The 16,567-nt window shown below is 66.5% G+C and carries 16 protein-coding genes; 11 read left to right on the top strand and 5 right to left on the bottom strand.

From position 1 onward, the window contains the following. The first annotated feature begins 23 nt into the window (after positions 1-23). Positions 24-1,535: a GMC family oxidoreductase gene (locus ABD53_RS08345; RefSeq protein WP_047865294.1), complete on the top strand. Its 1,512-nt coding sequence runs from the start codon at positions 24-26 to the stop codon at positions 1,533-1,535. A gap of 65 nt (positions 1,536-1,600) precedes the next feature. Here the strand turns inward: ABD53_RS08345 and ABD53_RS08340 are convergent, their stop codons facing one another. Then, a complete protein-coding gene (locus ABD53_RS08340; protein ID WP_047865364.1) occupies positions 1,601-2,995 on the bottom strand; it encodes a glycine--tRNA ligase in 1,395 nt (464 codons plus the stop codon). A gap of 158 nt (positions 2,996-3,153) precedes the next feature. Here ABD53_RS08340 and ABD53_RS08335 point away from each other — a divergent pair, with 158 nt between their 5' ends. The 4 genes from ABD53_RS08335 (at position 3,154) to ABD53_RS08320 (ending at position 6,088) form a co-directional block, all read left to right on the top strand. Next, positions 3,154-3,750, top strand: a complete 597-nt coding sequence (locus tag ABD53_RS08335; protein WP_047865293.1) for a DUF4126 domain-containing protein — start codon at positions 3,154-3,156, stop codon at positions 3,748-3,750. 65 nt (positions 3,751-3,815) lie between these two features. Beyond that, entirely contained in the window at positions 3,816-4,787 is a 972-nt protein-coding gene (locus ABD53_RS08330; RefSeq protein ID WP_053057837.1) for a 2-phosphoglycerate kinase, read from the top strand. 91 nt (positions 4,788-4,878) lie between these two features. Beyond that, complete coding sequence (locus tag ABD53_RS08325) at positions 4,879-5,352, top strand: YtxH domain-containing protein (RefSeq protein ID WP_047865292.1); 474 nt, start codon at positions 4,879-4,881, stop codon at positions 5,350-5,352. Continuing rightward, positions 5,345-6,088: a hypothetical protein gene (locus ABD53_RS08320; protein ID WP_047865291.1), complete on the top strand. Its 744-nt coding sequence runs from the start codon at positions 5,345-5,347 to the stop codon at positions 6,086-6,088. The genes ABD53_RS08325 and ABD53_RS08320 overlap by 8 nt, the downstream gene beginning before the upstream one ends. Before the next feature lie 36 nt (positions 6,089-6,124). Here the strand turns inward: ABD53_RS08320 and ABD53_RS08315 are convergent, their stop codons facing one another. The 4 genes from ABD53_RS08315 to ABD53_RS08300 form a co-directional block, all read right to left on the bottom strand. Then, the gene (locus ABD53_RS08315; protein WP_047865290.1) at positions 6,125-6,637 is read right to left on the bottom strand and encodes a hypothetical protein; all 513 of its coding nucleotides are present in this window, start codon (positions 6,635-6,637) and stop codon (positions 6,125-6,127) included. Continuing rightward, the gene (locus tag ABD53_RS08310) at positions 6,634-7,821 is read right to left on the bottom strand and encodes a TolB-like translocation protein (RefSeq protein WP_047865289.1); all 1,188 of its coding nucleotides are present in this window, start codon (positions 7,819-7,821) and stop codon (positions 6,634-6,636) included. The genes ABD53_RS08315 and ABD53_RS08310 overlap by 4 nt, the downstream gene beginning before the upstream one ends. Before the next feature lie 101 nt (positions 7,822-7,922). Next, a complete protein-coding gene (locus ABD53_RS15895; RefSeq protein ID WP_053057836.1) occupies positions 7,923-10,034 on the bottom strand; it encodes a HAMP domain-containing histidine kinase in 2,112 nt (703 codons plus the stop codon). Between the two features lie 24 nt (positions 10,035-10,058). Beyond that, a complete protein-coding gene (locus ABD53_RS08300; protein WP_047865288.1) occupies positions 10,059-10,772 on the bottom strand; it encodes a response regulator transcription factor in 714 nt (237 codons plus the stop codon). 194 nt (positions 10,773-10,966) lie between these two features. Between ABD53_RS08300 and dnaK the strand changes: the two genes are divergently transcribed. The 6 genes from dnaK to ABD53_RS08270 all read left to right on the top strand — a co-directional run bounded on the left by dnaK (position 10,967) and on the right by ABD53_RS08270 (position 16,472). Next, positions 10,967-12,889: a molecular chaperone DnaK gene (gene dnaK / locus ABD53_RS08295; RefSeq protein ID WP_047865287.1), complete on the top strand. Its 1,923-nt coding sequence runs from the start codon at positions 10,967-10,969 to the stop codon at positions 12,887-12,889. 89 nt (positions 12,890-12,978) lie between these two features. Further along, positions 12,979-13,623 (top strand): nucleotide exchange factor GrpE, encoded by a 645-nt coding sequence (locus ABD53_RS08290; RefSeq protein WP_047865286.1) that lies wholly within the window; start codon positions 12,979-12,981, stop codon positions 13,621-13,623. A gap of 11 nt (positions 13,624-13,634) precedes the next feature. Continuing rightward, the gene (gene dnaJ / locus ABD53_RS08285) at positions 13,635-14,780 is read left to right on the top strand and encodes a molecular chaperone DnaJ (RefSeq protein ID WP_047865285.1); all 1,146 of its coding nucleotides are present in this window, start codon (positions 13,635-13,637) and stop codon (positions 14,778-14,780) included. A gap of 10 nt (positions 14,781-14,790) precedes the next feature. Further along, positions 14,791-15,216 carry a MerR family transcriptional regulator gene (locus ABD53_RS08280; RefSeq protein WP_053057835.1) on the top strand — a complete coding sequence of 142 codons (426 nt, stop codon included), beginning with the start codon at positions 14,791-14,793 and terminating at the stop codon, positions 15,214-15,216. Then, positions 15,216-15,701, top strand: a complete 486-nt coding sequence (locus ABD53_RS15890; protein WP_053057834.1) for a B-box zinc finger protein — start codon at positions 15,216-15,218, stop codon at positions 15,699-15,701. The genes ABD53_RS08280 and ABD53_RS15890 overlap by 1 nt, the downstream gene beginning before the upstream one ends. A 96-nt stretch (positions 15,702-15,797) precedes the next feature. Next, positions 15,798-16,472, top strand: coding sequence for an ATP synthase subunit B family protein (locus tag ABD53_RS08270; RefSeq protein ID WP_152670667.1), 675 nt, complete (start codon positions 15,798-15,800; stop codon positions 16,470-16,472). Positions 16,473-16,567: the final 95 nt, after the last annotated feature.

Here is a 16,567-nt window from a genome sequence, read left to right as displayed (position 1 = left end):
CTTCTGTGACGGAAAGGAACGAGTTGGATACTGAGCTGGATACTACGACCTTTGATTACGTGGTGGTCGGCGGCGGGACGGCCGGCGCGGTCGCCGCGGCCCGGCTTTCGGAAGACCCCGAGACGAGCGTGTGCCTCGTCGAGGCCGGGCCCTCGGACGAGGGCGTGCGCGAGATCCTGGAGCTCAAACGCTGGCAGAACCTGCTCGGCCACGAGAGCTACGGCCAGGAGTTCGAGATAGAGGATCAGCCGCGCGGCAACTCCAATATCCTGCACAGCCGCGGCATAATGCTCGGTGGCTCGAGCTCCCACAACTCGGCCATCGCCTTCAAGCCGACCGAGGGCGACATGCGCCGCTGGGAGGGTGCCGGAGCAACGGGCTGGGGACCGGACGGCGTGGCGAAGTACTTCTCCCGCGTCTCCCGCACGGTGAACATGGAGCCTTCGGACGCGGGCAACCCGCTGGTCGAGGCGTTCCTCGCCGGCGGCGAGGAGCTCGGCTTCCCGCGCCTGAACTTCGGCAAGGGCGTGAAAGAGGGCGTCGGGCTCTTCCAGCTCAACAAGAAAGGCGAGCACCGGCAGTCGAGCTCGGCTGCGTATCTTCATCCGATGCAGGAGCTACCGGATAACCTCACCGTCTTGACCGGCACGCGCACGTACCGCGTCCTGTTCGACGAGAACCGGGCCGTGGGTGTGGAGACCGAGAGGGGCGAGCTGCGGGCGAATGAGGAGATCGTGCTCTCGGCCGGGGCCTTCGACACTCCGAAGCTCCTGATGCTCTCCGGCGTGGGCGCGGCGGAGCCGCTCGGGATGCTAGGCGTGCCCGTGGTCTCGGATCTGGTCGGGGTTGGGGAGAACCTCCTGGATCACCCGGAGGGCGTCATCATGTGGGAGGCGTCCCGTCCGGTACCCGACGAGACGGCCAACTACTACGAGGCCGGGCTCTTCGCGAACGTGGACCCCGACGCCGGAGACCCGGATCTTATGTTCCACTTTGGCTTACAGGCGTTCGACATGCACACGCTGCCAAAAGGTTACCCGACGGCGGAGAACGCGTTCTCCATTACCCCGAACGTCACCCGCGCTAGGAGCCGGGGGACGGTGCGCCTGCGCTCCGCCGACCCCGACACGCCACCGGCGATAGACTTCCGCTACTTCACCGACCCGGAAGGCTACGACGAGCGGATCATGGTCGAGGGAGTCCGCCTCGCCCGCGAGATCGCCGCGAGCTCCTCGATCTCGGAGTGGATGGAGCGCGAGCTGGCTCCGGGGCCTTCGGCCCAGAGCTTCGAGGAGATCTCGGAGTACGTCCGCACCACGGCCAACACCGTGTACCATCCGGCCGGGACGGCAAAGATGGGAGCGCCCGACGACCCGGACGCCGTCGTGGACCCCGAGCTCCGGGTGCGGGGCGTAGAGGGGCTACGCGTGGCGGATGCTTCGGTGTTCCCGGCCATGATAAGCGTAAACCCCTGCATCACCTGCATGATGGTCGGAGAGAAGGCCGCCGATCTGTTGAAGAGTGTAAAGGTGTAGCGGAGCTCAGCAAACCCGGCGCACGAACGAGCGCGCCGGGCTCCGCAGTACTAAATTATCCTGAGTTACCTCTCCGCCGCGGCCGAGCCGGTCGAGATCAGGCGTTGAAGGCGCTCGCGCACCTCGCTTATCGGCACCCGCTCCTGCTGCATGGTGTCTCTGTCGCGGATGGTGACCTGATCGTCCTCCAGGGTGTCGAAGTCCACTGTGACGCAGAACGGGGTGCCGATCTCGTCCTGGCGCCGGTAACGCCGCCCTATCGCCCCGGTCTCGTCGTAGAAGATGCTGTAGTCGCCGCGCAGGTCGTTGTATAGCTCCCGGGCTTTCGTGGAGACGGGCTCCTTCTTGGTGAGCGGGAAGACCGCCGCCTTTACCGGCGCAATGCGCGGGTGCAGCTTCAGCACAACCCGGCTATCGTCGGACTCGCCCTCTAGCTCCTCCTCGCGGTAGGCGTCCACGATAAAGGCGAGCGCGACCCGGTCGGCCCCGGCTGCGGGCTCGATGACGTAGGGCACGAAGCGGTTTCCGGTGCCCTGATCTATGTACTCCAGCTTCTGGCCGGAGAACTCCGCGTGGCGTGAGAGGTCGTAGTCGGTACGGTTTGCGACGCCTTCGAGCTCGGACCAGCCCGCGAACGGGAAGTCGTACTCGATGTCCACGGTGCGCTTGGAGTAGTGGGAGAGCTTCTCGGGCGGGTGCTCGTACACGCGCAGATTCTCCGGGTCCATGCCGAGGCCCGTGTACCAGTCCCAGCGTTCCTGTATCCAGGTCTCGTGCCACTCCTCGTCGGTGCCGGGCTCGACGAAGAACTCCATCTCCATCTGCTCGAACTCCCGGGTGCGGAAGATGAAGTTTCCGGGGGTGATCTCGTTCCGGAAAGACTTGCCCTGCTGCGCTATCCCGAACGGCACCTTTACGCGGCTCGTGTCCAGCACGTTCTTGAAGTTGGTGAATATCCCCTGCGCCGTCTCCGGCCGCAGGAAGGCCAGGTTCTCCGGGCCTTTTACGGGACCGGTATACGTCTCGAACATCAGGTTGAACGGGCGTGCCTCGGTAAAGTCCCGGCCGCCGTCCACCGGGTCCTTTATCCGCTCGTCTTCCCGGATCACCTTCGTCATCTCCTCGGCGGAGAGGCCCTCGGCGTCTATCTCGGTGGCCTCTTCTATGAGGTGGTCGGCGCGGTAGCGCCGTCCCGAGGTGCGGCTTTCGACGAGCATGTCGTTGAACGTGGCGGTGTGCCCCGAGGCCTCCCACACCCTGGGGTGCTGGATGATGGCGGAGTCCACGCCGACCACGTCGTCGCGCATGTGCACGAGCCGTCTCCACCACTCGTCCTTGATGTTCTTCTTCAGCTCGACGCCGAGGGGCCCGTAGTCGTAGGAGGAGCGGATGCCGCCGTAGATCTCTGACGACTGATACACGAACCCGCGGCGCTTGCAAAACGAGACGATCTTGTCCATGTCTACGGGCTGTGTCACTCGGGCTCCTCCAGGGTTTGCGTAATGGGCCTGCTAGTCGAACTAGTTGAGTGGGGCAAGTATAGCCGCTTGCAACGGTCGTTGAAAACGGGGTCCGAACCGTCCGGTCCGGGTGTCCGGGATTACGGCTGGCGGGTATAATGCCGGACATGAATACGCTGGAGATAGTGCTCGCCGCTGGCACGGGTATAGGGCTGGCCTCGGTCGCCGGGATACGGGCCTTCGTGCCGCTCCTGCTCGCGGCCCTCGCCGCGCGCCTCGGGCTGCTGGAGCTGCCGGATGCGCTAAGTTTCCTCTCCGAGTGGGCTTTTGTCGGCGTGCTCGTCGGGCTGGCCGTCGCCGAGGCCGTGCTGGACAAGTTCGGCGCCCTCGACCGGGTGCTCGACGGAGTGATGACGCCAGTGAGGCTGGCGTCCGGCGCGCTGCTCTTCGCCGTGGCGCTGCAGAGCACGCTGTGGGCCGGGGCCATCCCGGAGCTCGTGGCCGGCGGGGTCATAGCCGCCGCGGTGTCCGTGCTGAAAGCCGTGCTCAGGCCCCCGGTCGGGTCGGGGAACGTCGGGGTGTCGGACGGGTTTATCAGCATTATGGAGGACGCCGTCGCCCTGGTGGGGGGCGTGGTTGCGATACTCGTGCCGCTGGTACCGCTGGCCTTCGTAGCCTTTTTCCTGTTCTTCTTGTACCGGGTCCGGCGCAGGCGGGCCAAGAAGTATGGAGGCCTGCGAATACTCGGTGACTAGCCGAGCCGGGCCCGTTAAAGACCCGGCCGGCGTTCCCGGAGCTTCCGGGAGTCTTGGAGGGTGCTGTGGAGGAGCGAGAGATCACCGTAGTCAAGGGCGGCAGGGAGACCCCGTTTTCCCGGGGAATCCTGGCCCAGACGCTGGCCCAGGCCGGGGCCAGGATGGAGCTTGCTCACAGGATAGCGAGCGAGGTGCGGGCCGAGCTCGTCGCAGAGGAACGCTACACGGTCGTCGAGGAAGAGGTGCTCGCCCGGGTGCGCGCCAAGCTCCAGACCATGGACGCCTTCATCCTCTCCCGCCTCGACCGCTGGCGGCTACTCAGGGAGTCCACGGAGCCGGTGATCGTGCTGATAGGCGGGGCGACCGGGGTGGGTACGAGCACGCTCGCCGCCGACGTGGCCCGCCGCCTGAACATCCAGAGCGTGATCGGCACCGACGCCATCCGGGAGGTGCTGCGGCGTGCGGTGAGCCCGGCGCTGCTGCCGATACTCCACAAGAGCTCCTACGGCGTCAAGAGAGAGGACATCCGGGTGCCGATAGAGGAGTCCGAGAGGGTGCTCTACGGCTTCCGGGCCCAGGCGAGCCAGGTGTCGGTCGGGGTGGAGGCCATCGTGGACCGGGGGCTCGAGGAGGGGACCAACCTCGTCGTCGAGGGGGTGCATCTCGCGCCCGAGCTCCTGATGGAACGTTACAAGGATCACCCGAACGTGTGCCCTCTGATCGTGTACCTCTCGGACTGCGGTGTCCACCGCGACCGTTTCCACATCCGGGCTCTCGGGACCTCCATGCGCCGCCCCGCCGAGGAGTACATAAGCCACTTCCGGGAGATACGCCAGATCCACGACTACATACTGGAGACCGCCCGGGGGCGCGGGGTGCGGGCGGTGGAGAACGTCTCCATAGAGGCGGCTTCGGACGCGGCGGTCGAGATAGTCACCGAGCGCGTCTCGAAGATCGCCGCCGGGGCCGACGGCCACGGCGCCTCGATGCTGCTGGACACCGGGCCGGGGGAGACCGGCTCCCGGGGTCCGCTGTAGAGGCTCTGCACGGAGTTGCACAGAGCTACACGGAGCCGCGCGGCGGCACGGCAGGGGGTAGAATAGCTTCCGAGTGCCAGGAGGTACAGCAATGGACAGGCAGAAGATCGAGAAGTTAGAGAAGCTCGGGACCTTCGTCCTGGGCGGCATAGCGGGGACCGTCGCCGGGATAATGATCTCACCCCGCAGCGGACGCGAGCTGCGGGGCGCGATGTCTTCCCGCGCCGGAGAGGCCCGGGAGCGGGGCCGGGAAGGTTACTTCGAGGCTCGTGAGCGCGCCCGGGAGCGGCTCTCCGGTCTGCGCGAGTCCGGCCCTCACGACGAAGCCGAGGTCTCCCTTGGGGATCTCGGGGATCTCGGAGAGCCCGAGCAGCCAGAGGCGGACGGGGTAGCCCCCGAACAGGCTCCCGGAAGAGCCCCCGACGAGCCTGCGGCTCATCTCAGGGCCGTACCGCCGGACGAGGAGCCGGAGACTTCCGGCGAAGATTCCGAGGACTTGAAGTTCAGGATACGACAGACCCGCGAGAGGCTGCGCCGGCGGGGGCCGGGGAGCGGGGATGGATGAGCGGCTCCAGGAACGACTCCAGGAACGGCTGCCAGAGGGCCTGCGCGTAAGGCTGCGGAGTCTCGTGCCGGAGGTGACGGAGATCCCGGCCCCGGAGGCGGGTGAGATCCCCGGCCTCTCCGGCGCGGTCGCCTACTGGGCGGGAGAGGAGCTCCGGGCCGAGGAGTGGTTCCGGGAGGTGGAGAGGCACTGGGGCCCGCCGGGGCTCGTGATGCGGCGGGGGCCGGAGGTTCTGGGATACGCCCTTTTCGCCCCGGTCGAGCACCTGCCCCGGTCGTTGAGCCTCCCCGTCTCGCCCGCGAGCCGGGAGTCCGTGCTCCTGGCCTATGCCGGCGGCGGCCCCCGCACCCGGAGGCATCTGCTCGTGCGCGTCCTGCGGGAGATGCGGCTCCGGGGAGTCGGGGTCGTGGAGGCCATAGGCAGCGACGCCGGGCTGGCGCCGTATCACCTGGCGACGCGGCACCTGATGGAGAGCGGCTGGGAGCCAGTCGAGAGCGGGCGGCGGTGGGGCCTGCGCTACACCCTGACCCGGGTAGAGCTCGCCAACACCGTCGAGGTGGCTGAGCTTGCGCGGGGTTTGATCGGGCGTGTCAGGATACCCTCCTTCGGCCGCGCCCCCGCGCCCGGTATGTACAGAGGCTACGGGGACGGCTTCAGCCGCTCCAGTACGGCACCCCGGACACCGCGCAATAGGTACCCGAAGCATCCGTCAGAACGGACCCCGACCCCGGTATAGCTCTGCTGCCAGTGTGCCGTTCCGGGGCAGGCCGGATCAGAAGGAGAGCACGGCGGTCTTGACCGTCGAGGCCCCCTGGGAAGAGGCGGCCCGCGCTTCCAGGATGGTGAAGGAGTCCTGCTCCCGTGAGCCGCTCTCCCCGCCGCCGGATTCAGAAGCGTCGGGTGAGGAGAGGTCCAAATCGAACGTGACCCGCTTGGATTCGTTGGCCGCGAGCTCGGATATCGAGGCCTCGTAGTAGCGGGCGTTCTGCTCGGCGGTGTCCTCGGAAGAGAGGATCAGGTACACGTTTATGTTCGTCAGGGGGCGGTCGCTGCCGTTCGAGAGGCTCATGCCAAGCTCCTGATCCTCCGCCTCTTCGAGGCCCTGTAGCGTCTCTTGACGGAGATCCAGGCCGAGCGACTGCCGGTCGCCGCCTTCTCGTCCGGCGTCGGCGCTGAGGCTGCGTTCCGGCGGGGACGTGCCAACCTCCGCCAACATGAGGAACACGGCGGCCGTAACGGCGAAGGCGAGCACGGTGCTCGTTATCCAGAAAAGCGTGCCCCTCATTCCGGCTCCCGGAGGTCGTCCACCGGTACCTCGTATACGTTGTAGAAGGGGGCCAGCAGGGCGGCCGCCGAGCCACTGTAGACCTCCGGCTCGGAGACGTCGCTCCGGGCGACTACTGCGACGCTCCCGCCGTCGGGGTGCCAGTCGAGGCTGTCCGTGCCGGTCTTGATCTCCATGTCCTCATTGCTAGTGGCCGAGTACAGGTTCCCGTCCGAGAGGTCGAGAACGTAGAGGTTCGTCGCCGAGCCCGACTCCCGGCGGCCCAGTAGTGCCAGCCGGCCGCCGTCTGGAGATACCTTGATGCTGGAGGCGATAAAGTCCTGGCCGACGCCGGAGGCCGGCTCCGGGGAGCTCGAGCCTTCGGGCAGACGGTACAGGGTGTACTGTATGTCCTCCTGAGCGCCGTCCTCGGTATTCCTCGCCCCCGCCACGTAATAGATGCCGTCCGAGGTCTGCTGGGGGGCCCCGAATATCTCCTGATCCTCGGGCAGCCGCGCCACGCGCCGGCTGTCGCCGGTCTCCAGGTCGAAGGTGTGGATCTCGTACCGCCGGGAGCCGGAGCCGTCGGCGGAGATCACCGTCGCGAGCACCCGACCGCCACCGGGCGCCACGGATATCTCCGCCACGCCGCCCTCTATGCTCCCCGGATAGGCTTCGATCTCTCCCGAGCCCACATCCACGGCCGAGATGCGGCTCTCCTCCGGGCCGGACTCCAGGGCGGCCACCAGCGGCCCATCGCCCGAGGGGGCGCTCATCGCCAGGGCGTCTTCGGTAAGGCTCTCGATCTTGAGCTGCCCTTCGTCGCCCCGGGTGACGTAGAGCGGGTGGGGGTGGGCTCCACCCTCGGAGCCCGGGTCCTTGCTCTCCCCGAGGATCACCAACCGCTCACCGGATACGGACCACGTTACACGCTCAGCCCCGAGACCCCGCACCGTGCGGCGTGTGGAGCCCTCCGCGGACAGGCTCTTGTCCGAGACGTAGCCGTCCACGACGAACGCAACCCGCCCGCCGGACGGGCTCCAGGTCGGAGAGTCCTTATCCCCGGGGCCGAAGCTCAGAGGGTCCACCGCCGGCGAGCCGAGCTCCGGGTTGTTCACCTCCCGGGACGCCGGAGAGGATTCTATGCGGGAGACCTCGCGCTCCGGGCCGCATCCGGAAAGGCCGAAGAGCCCAAAGAGTGTCATAGCCAGCAGTAGCCCGAGCAGAGCCGCCCCACGGCGTGCGCGCCGCGTCTGGCATCTGGACCGGCAGGCGTGAACGGAGGGGGGAGAGGAGGAGGGCAAGGTTAGATCGCGTAGTTCGCAGAGCGCGAGAGGGGGGCCTTTGGCAGCCGGACCTCAAAGGTCGAGCCTACGCCCACCTCGCTGTGCACGGAGACTTCGCCGCCGTGGAGCTCCACGAGCTCTCTGGTGATGGAGAGGCCGAGTCCGCTGCCGCCGGTGGCGCGGGAGCGGGCCTTGTCCACCCGGTAGAACCTCTCGAAGAGCTGCGGCAGGTCCTCCTCGGGGATGCCGACTCCGGTGTCCCGGATCCTCACCAGCACCGACGAGCCCTCCTCTTCGAGAGAGACATAGACCTGGGCCCCGGGGTCGGAGTACTTTATTGCGTTGTCCAGCAGGTTCAGGAAGACCTGATACAGCTTTCCCGCGTCGCAGACGCAGTAGTGTTCTCCGGGCTCTGCGGAGCCTGTGCCATTTACCTCATCCGCCTCATCCGCCTCATCCGCCTCGTCCGGGGCGTCGCCGTGTCCGCTGAAGTGGAGCTCTATGCCGAACCTGCCCGCCTTGGACTCTACGCTGTCTACCGCGCTCTTCACCACCTCGTCTATGTCGTTTGGCTTCATCTCCAGCGCGTACTGCCAGGAGTCCATCTGCGCCAGCGTCAACAGCTCCTCGACCATCCCCCGGACCCTGCCGAGCTCTCCCTCCGCGAGCTCCAGGGCCCGGTGCTCTATCGGGTCCAGCTTCTCCCGCCCCCGGCCCATTAGGTCTACTGCGCTCTGGATCGTGGTTAGCGGCGTCCTCAGCTCGTGCGAGACGTCCGAGACGAAGGCGGTTTTTGCCCTTTCGAGCGAGCGATGCTCGGTGATGTCCCGGACCGCCAGGATCGTGCCGGCCCGGCCGCGCCCGGGTTCCGCCGGTTCCAGGCTGTCCGGTTCTCCGCCCTGGCCGTCCGGGTGCTCCGGCGGCTCGGAGCCGTGACCGTTGGCCTCGCGGGAGGCGGGGGAGAGGCCGTCCGTCTCCGGACGAGGGGATGCTTGATCTCCCCGGCGGCCGTCCTGCCCAGGGAACTCGACGCCGTCGGCCTCGGGGCTCATCTGGGCGGCGTAGGCCCAGAAGACCTTTTCGCCGGCCTCGAGCTCCCGGACCGCCGCCCCGGTGGAGGAGGCTTCGCGCAGGCACTTGAGAACCTCCTCCGGCACGCCGAGCTCCTCGATGCGGCGGCCGACGTCGGACATGCGCACTCCGAGCATCCGGGCGGCCGCCGGGTTCGACATGGTGATGCGCTCATCGGGGTCCACGGCGATGACCGCCTCCGGAGAGGCTTCCAGCACCGCCTCCAGACGGGATTTCTGCTCCTGGATCTCGCTTATGTAGTGCTCTATCTCGGCGGCCATGTAGTTGAAGGCGCTGACGAGCTCGCCGAGCTCGTCGCGGTTGTCCACCGGGACCGCCCGGTAGTCCCCTGACGCGACCCGGATCACCGCGTCCCGTGTCTCGGATAGCGGGCGCGTGATCTGGCGCGCCAGCACCAGGCTCGCGAGCCCGGCCAGTAGCACGCTCGCGCCTATAGCTCCGAGTATCCCGTACCGCAGGAAGGTCAGCGCCTCGTCGAAGCCTGCCTGTGGGTCGGCGTAGACCATCACGCCGCGCACGGAGCCGTCTGAGCTCGTCAGGGGCCACACCGCTATGTACCGGGGCCAGTCCTCCCGGGCTATGAGCCGGCCGCCGGTCTCGCCGCTCTCGCCTCTTTGGACCGCGTTCTGTATCGTCTTCTCGTTGAGCCCGAGGCGGTCGTAGGCGGTCTCGGGCTCCAGGGAGCTTTCCTCGCCGTTACGGGCGGCCAGGGGCTCTCCTTCGGGGCTCAGATACAGCGCGCTCAGGCCGGTGCGGTCTATGGAGCGCACCAGTTCCTCAGCGTAGGCCTCCGGGGCCGGGAAGGTATCGTCCTCGGGGTTTCTGAGCCCCGAGAGGAAGTCCTCGGCCCCGTCGTGAGCGGTGCGGGAACGCTGCTCCATGAGCCCCTCCTCGGCGGTGGCGAGCTGGTTACCGGCGAAGTAGAAGAGCACCAGCCCGATAGCGAGACTCGTGAACGCGGATATCCCGACGAGCGCCACGAAGGTGCGGGCCCTGAACGAGAGCGGCGGCAGTAGCCTCCGGAGTCCCCTCTCCTTCATCTCCGCCGCAGCCTCCTAACCCGCCTAGCCTACGGCTTCCGCCGCGCTCTTGGAGGCCCGGTACCCGATGCTCGGGACGGTCTGTATGAGCTGGGGGTGGCGATGGTCGGTCTCGACTTTGCCCCGCAACCGGGAGATGTGCACGTCGATGTAACGGCTGGCGAGGTAGTGCGATCCGGTCGAGACGGCCTCGGAGATCTGGCTGCGCGAGAACGCCTGCCCCGGACGCCGCATGAGCATCGCCAGGATCTTGAACTCCGTCGGCGTCAGCTCCAGAGGATCGCCGTCCCTGGTAACGGTGTAGGCCTCGGGGTCGAGCTCCACCGGCCCGAGCCTCATGACGTTGTCGCCGTGGACGGGGCCGCCGTCCTGCCGCCCGAAGCGCCGCAGGATGGCCTTGATCCTGGCGAGGAGCTCCTTGGTGTCGAAGGGCTTGGTTATGTAGTCGTCCGCGCCTAGCTCCAGGCCGACCACCTTGTCCACCGACTGGCTCTTGGCGGTCAGCATCACCACCGGCACGTCCGTCTGCTCCCGGAGCTTTTTAAGCACGTCGAAGCCGCTCATCTGCGGGAGCATGATGTCGAGCACGACGAGGTTCAAATTCTCCTGCTCGCTGATCTTCAGGGCCTCCGCCCCGTTCTCCGCCGTCAGCACCCGGTACCCCTCGGAGAGCATCATGATCGACATGACCTCTAGAAGAGCCGCGTCGTCGTCCACGACCAGAATAGTCTCTTCCAACGCTCGCTCACCCCCGCTACTAGATAAACTCCGAAAAGCCCCGTGGTCCGGCGCGTCTCCCTCGAACTTTCTTGAACCTAACCAGGCATTACAAACATTATACTAGTGTCGTGACTTTAGAAACCTTGAAGCACCTACACTAAGATTTTATACTGCTCTCAGGTTAGAAATTTCAAAACGAAGGAGGCAGGCGCATGGGCAAGAGCATTGGGATAGACCTGGGCACGACCAACAGTTGTGTCGCGGTTCTTGAGGGCGGAGACCCGACCGTTATATCCAACTCCGAGGGCGAGCGCACGACGCCGTCGGTCATCGCTTTCGACAAGAAAAGCGGAGACCGGCTCGTGGGACAGCTGGCTCGGCGGCAGGCCGTGACCAACCCGGAAGGCACGATCTACTCCATCAAGCGTTTCATGGGCATGAGCTACAACGGCGTCTCGGACGACGCCAAGAAGGTTGGTTACAACCTCAGCAAGGGCTCTGACGGTGAGGTCAAGGTAGACGTAGAAGACAAGGACTACTCGCCGCAGGAGATCTCGGCCATGCTCCTGCAGAAGATCAAGCGCGACGCCGAGGATTACCTGGGCGATGAGGTGACCGAGGCGGTCATCACCGTTCCGGCGTACTTCGAGGACGCCCAGCGCCAGGCCACCAAGGATGCGGGCCGCATCGCCGGGCTGGACGTGAAGCGCATCATCAACGAGCCGACCGCCGCGTCCCTGGCATACGGGCTCGACAAGGAGAACGACCAGACCATACTCGTCTTCGACCTCGGCGGCGGCACGTTCGACGTGTCCGCGCTAGAGCTCGGCGAAGGCGTGTTCGAGGTCAAGGCCACCAGCGGCAACAACCACCTCGGCGGCGACGACTTCGACAACAAGATCGTCGAGTGGCTCACGAGCGAGTTCAAGAAGGCCGAGGGCATAGACCTCTCGCAGGACAAGATGGCCACCCAGCGCCTCGTCGAGGCCGCCGAGAAGGCCAAGCGCGAGCTCTCCTCGACCACCTCGACCAACATCAACCTGCCGTTCATCACCGCCGACCAGAACGGCCCCAAGCACCTCGACCTCACGCTTAGCCGCAGCGAGTTCAATCGCCTCACGGCCGACCTTGTCGAGGGCACGGCGGGTCCGGTGCGGCAGGCCATGAAGGACGCCGGTCTGGACAAGGGTCAGGTTGACCAGGTGATACTGGTCGGCGGCTCGACCCGGATACCGGCGGTTCAGGAGAAGGTCAAGGAGATCACGGGCAAGGACCCGCACAAGGGCATCAACCCGGATGAGGTAGTCGCAATCGGCGCCGCGATCCAGGCTGGTGTGCTCTCTGGCGACGTCAAGGACGTGCTGCTCCTCGACGTTACCCCGCTCTCCCTCGGCATCGAGACCAAGGGTGGCGTGATGACCAAGCTCATCGAGCGCAACACGACTATACCTACACGTAAGAGTGAGACCTTTACGACCGCGGACGACAACCAGTCCTCGGTCGAGATCAAGGTCTACCAGGGCGAGCGCGAGATGGCGGCGTACAACAAGCTCATAGGCAACTTCCAGCTCGTGGGCATCCCGCCGGCACAGCGCGGCGTGCCCCAGATCGAGGTCTCCTTCGACATCGACGCCAACGGCATCGTGAACGTAGGCGCCAAGGACCTCGGCACTGGCAAGGAGCAGAAGATCACGATCACGGCCTCCAGCGGCCTGAACGACTCCGACATCGAGCAGATGGTCAAGGACGCCGAGTCCCACGCCGAGGAGGACAGCCGCAAGCGTGAGGAGGCCGAGGTCCGGAACAACGCGGACAACCTCGTCTACTCCGTGGAGCGTTCACGCAGCGAGGCCGACGGCCAGGTGGACGTCGCGACCAAGAACGAGATCGACGAGGCCCTCAAGGAGGCCAAGGAGGCCCTCCAGGGCGAGGATATCGAGCAGATAAAGGAGAAGCAGGAGGCGCTGCAGACGGCCTCCCACAAGCTCTCCGAGGCCCTCTACCAGAACGCGCAGCAGGAGCAGCAGGCCTCCGACGCCGGGGAGTCCGACGAGGACTTCGTGGAGGACGCCGAGGTCGTCGACGATGACGACCAGCGCGGTGATCAGCAGGACGGTCAGGAGGATCGCCGGTAGAGCACGCCGGAGTGGCGGGACCGGACTCCGTGCCCGGTCCCGCTCCGCGTCCCGGTGGGCGATTCTGGCCGAGAGGAGGCTTACGAAATTTGAGTAGCGAGGAAAACAACCGAGACAATCAGGAGCATCCCGAGGAGACGCCCCGGGAGGAGTCCGTGCAAGAGGGCGAGGACGCGCCCGGCTCCGGCCCCGATCCCGAAGAGGCGGTAGAAGGCGAGGTGGTCTTCGAAGAGGCTGCCGATACCGGAGAGCCCGAGGAGCCCGAGATGGCGGAAGCCGGGCAGGTAGCGGCCCTTACCGAGGAGCTCGAAGCCTTGCGCGCCGAGCGCGACGAGACCCTGGACAGCCTGAAGCGTCTGAGGGCCGAGTTCGAGAACTCGCGCAAGCGTCAGGAGCGCGAGCGGGAACGGATACTGGAAACCGCCTCCGAGAAGCTCGTAAAGGAGCTCCTGCCGGTGGTGGACAATCTGGACCGGGCGCTACAGGCCGAGGGCGACATCCGGGGCGGCGTGAGCTCCACCCGGGACCAGCTCGTGAGCATCTTGGGAGAAGAGGGCCTGTCTCCGGTCTCCAGCGACGGGGAACACTTCGATCCCAACGTGCACGAGGCAGTTATGGGTCAGCCCTCCGAAGAGCACGAGGATGGAACCGTGATCCAGACCTTCGAGCGCGGCTATGTGCTTAACGGCAAGTCCATACGGCCCGCCAAGGTCGTGGTCGCCAGGCAGGGCTAGGGCCGCTCAGAGTGGACACCAAAGACCTCTACAAGGTTCTCGGCGTAGAGAAGAGCGCCTCCCAGGACGACATCCGGCGCGCCTACCGCAAGCTCGCCCGCAAGTATCACCCGGACGCGAACCCGGAAGACCCGGATGCCGAAACCCGCTTCAAAGAGGTCCAGCAGGCGTACGAGATACTCTCCAACCCCGAAAAACGCCGCGAGTACGACCGCGGCCCTCGCGAATACTTCGGCGGCGGGGCCGGCCAGGGTGGCAGACAGCCCGGCGGCGGGGCTGGTGGAGCCGGCGAAGCCTCCTTCTCGGACCTCTCGGATCTCTTCGGCGGCTTCGGGGACATCTTCGGCGGCCGCAGTGGGACCCAGCAACAGCGCCGGAGCGCCTCCACGAAGGGTGACGACGTAACGGTAACGGTGAACCTGAGGTTCAAAGATGCCTTTCAGGGGATCACGACCCGGGTAAACGCGCCGGCCGAAGAGTCCTGCGGCGACTGCCGGGGGACCGGGGCCGCGCCGGGGACCGCGCCGCGCACCTGTCCCGATTGCGGAGGCTCGGGTATGAAGAACCGGGACCAGGGCTTTTTCGCGCTCTCCGGGACCTGCTCGCGGTGCGGCGGCAAGGGCACGGTGGTCGAGAAGCCGTGTCCGGCCTGTAGCGGCCGAGGCCGCGTGAGGCGCGTGCGGCAGGTTACGGTAAAGATACCGGCTGGGGCGAGGGACGGGATGAAGATCCGGGTACCGGGCCGCGGAGGCTCTGGGACCAGAGGAGGACCGGCGGGAGACCTGTACGTGGTCACCCGCGTCGAGGAGCATCCCGTCTTCAAGCGCCAGGGGGACGACTTCGTGGCCGAGGTGCCGGTCAGCTTCGTGGAGGCTGCGCTCGGCTCCGAGATAGCGGTGCCCCGTCCAGAGGGCGGCACGGTGAAGCTCAGGCTGGCCGCCGGCACCCAGGACGGCAAGCAGATGAGGGTGCGCGGGGCCGGCGCGCCGCGCGCCAAGGCTCGCGGCGAGCGCGGAGACCTGATGGTGAAGATCCGGCTCGTGGTGCCGGAGAAGCTCACCAAGCGGGAGAAGGAGATACTGGAGGCCCTGGCGGACGAGCGCGACGAGGACGTGCGCGAGCGGCTCTTCCGCGAGGCTCGCGAGGCCGGGGCCTAGGAGGCTAGAAGTGGGCGCGAAGGTGCGCAGACGGCCCGTGTACATGATCGGCGTGGCCGCGGAGTTGATCGGGGTGCATCCGCAGACACTGCGGATGTACGAGCAGAAGGGCATACTCTGTCCGCGTAAGAGCATAAAGAACACCCGCCTCTACTCCGAGGAGGACGTGGAGCGCGGCCAGTACATACAGAGGCTCACCCGCGAGACGGGGATGAACCTCGCCGGGGTGAAGAAGGTCTTCGACATGGAACGCCGCATAGAGAAGCTCGAGTACGAGAACCGGAAGCTCTACCGCGAGCTGGACCGCGCCCACGTCGAGCACGAGCACAGTCTGAGCGAGGTACACCGCAGCTACAAACGCGAGCTCGTCGTGCTACCGCGTGGAGAGGTAGAGCAGTTCGCACCACCCCGCCGCGGGCTGCGAAAGGGACTGTAGTGGCCGCGCCAAAGCACTGCTACCGCCACCCGGACCGCGAGACCCGCCTCACCTGCGCCACCTGCGGGCGTCCGATCTGCACCGAGTGCATGCGCCAGACCGACGTGGGCATAAAGTGCCCGGACGACGCCCGCCTGCCGCGCGGGGCCCGGGCCGGGGTCATGAAGTCGAGCCAGATACTCCGGGCCGTGGGCGCCGGGGTCGGGGTTGCGCTGGCGGGTACCCTGGTGGCGTACATCATTCTCCAGATAGGCTTCGGCAGCATCATACTCTCCGGCCTCGCGGGCTACGGGGCGGGGACCGTGATCTACCGCGCCGGAGGCTACAACGGCGGGCCCATAGCAATGACCATCTCGGCCGCCGCCGTGCTGATAGCCTTCGCGCCCTGGGTACTGCCAGCGCTGCTCGCCGGGGTGTTCGGGCTCGGGGTGGTCCTCGGCCCCCTGATAGCCGTGGCCGTCGCCCTGTACGCGAGCCGGGGCTAGGCCCGCCGCCAGCACCGGGACGCATGATCCTGAGCTTCAGGGTTAGAAATCGGCCGGCTGAAATGCTCCTTTCGAGCTAGCGAGGCGATGGTCGCCGTGCTAGGGTTCCAAGGCATGAGGGCGGATCTCGAATACATAACCGGCGTCCTGGATGAGCTCGAGTCGCTGGTCCAGGATGCTTCCAATGTACCCATGAACCGGGCCCGGGCAATGGTGGACCGCTCGGACGTGCTCGTGCTGGTGAAGGAGTTGCGGGACTCCCTGCCGGGAGAGCTAGAAGAGGCCAAGGCCATCCACCGGGAGCACGAGTCAATAGTAGACTCCGGCCGGGAAGAGGCCGAGAGGATAGTGCAGAACGCCCGCCAGCGCGCCCAGGAGATGGTCGCCGACTCGGAGACGTACCGTAGGGCACAGCGCCGGGCGGACGAGAACCTGGATAGCGCGGAGAAATACTCGGAGGAGGTCTGCCGGGGCTCCGAAGCCTACAGGGAGCAGGTCATGGCGCAGGTGGAACGCTGGTTCGGGGAGTCCATGCAATCCGTGGCCGATTCGCGCCAGGAGTTCGAGGTGCGTGATTCTCATAAGAGCCGTGAGGATCGAGGGGCCGAAGAGGGCCGGGAAGATCAAGAAAGTCACGAGAGTCACGAGAGCCGGGAGGTTCCATCCGGGGAGCAGAACCCTCTCGACGACACCCGACCCCAGGAGCGCCAGGAGCCAATTGCGGGGGATAGGGAAAACGGCGGTGGTGGATGGCGGGCCAGCTCGGCCTGATCCTCCGGGTAGGTCTGTCACGGGGTAGCCAGTCCTACGCCAGCTCGTGAGCTTATGTGCCCGGGGCTCGTAACAGGGCAGATCCGAGCCCCTAC

This window comes from Rubrobacter aplysinae (assembly GCF_001029505.1).
Classification (GTDB): domain Bacteria; phylum Actinomycetota; class Rubrobacteria; order Rubrobacterales; family Rubrobacteraceae; genus Rubrobacter_A; species Rubrobacter_A aplysinae.
The sequence above is the reverse complement of the archived record's forward strand: the minus strand, read 5'-3'. Positions and strand labels throughout refer to the sequence as shown.

What these genes read in the sequence shown, in the direction of transcription:
- ABD53_RS08340 (WP_047865364.1), bottom strand. Translation starts at nt 2,995, where the DNA reads ATGGACAAGATCGTCTCGTTTTGCAAGCGCCGCGGGTTCGTGTATCAG.
- ABD53_RS08335 (WP_047865293.1), top strand. Translation starts at nt 3,154, where the DNA reads ATGCCGGACATGAATACGCTGGAGATAGTGCTCGCCGCTGGCACGGGT.
- ABD53_RS08325 (WP_047865292.1), top strand. Translation starts at nt 4,879, where the DNA reads ATGGACAGGCAGAAGATCGAGAAGTTAGAGAAGCTCGGGACCTTCGTC.
- ABD53_RS08320 (WP_047865291.1), top strand. Translation starts at nt 5,345, where the DNA reads ATGGATGAGCGGCTCCAGGAACGACTCCAGGAACGGCTGCCAGAGGGC.
- ABD53_RS08315 (WP_047865290.1), bottom strand. Translation starts at nt 6,637, where the DNA reads ATGAGGGGCACGCTTTTCTGGATAACGAGCACCGTGCTCGCCTTCGCC.
- ABD53_RS08310 (WP_047865289.1), bottom strand. Translation starts at nt 7,821, where the DNA reads ATGACACTCTTTGGGCTCTTCGGCCTTTCCGGATGCGGCCCGGAGCGC.
- ABD53_RS15895 (WP_053057836.1), bottom strand. Translation starts at nt 10,034, where the DNA reads ATGAAGGAGAGGGGACTCCGGAGGCTACTGCCGCCGCTCTCGTTCAGG.
- dnaK (WP_047865287.1), top strand. Translation starts at nt 10,967, where the DNA reads ATGGGCAAGAGCATTGGGATAGACCTGGGCACGACCAACAGTTGTGTC.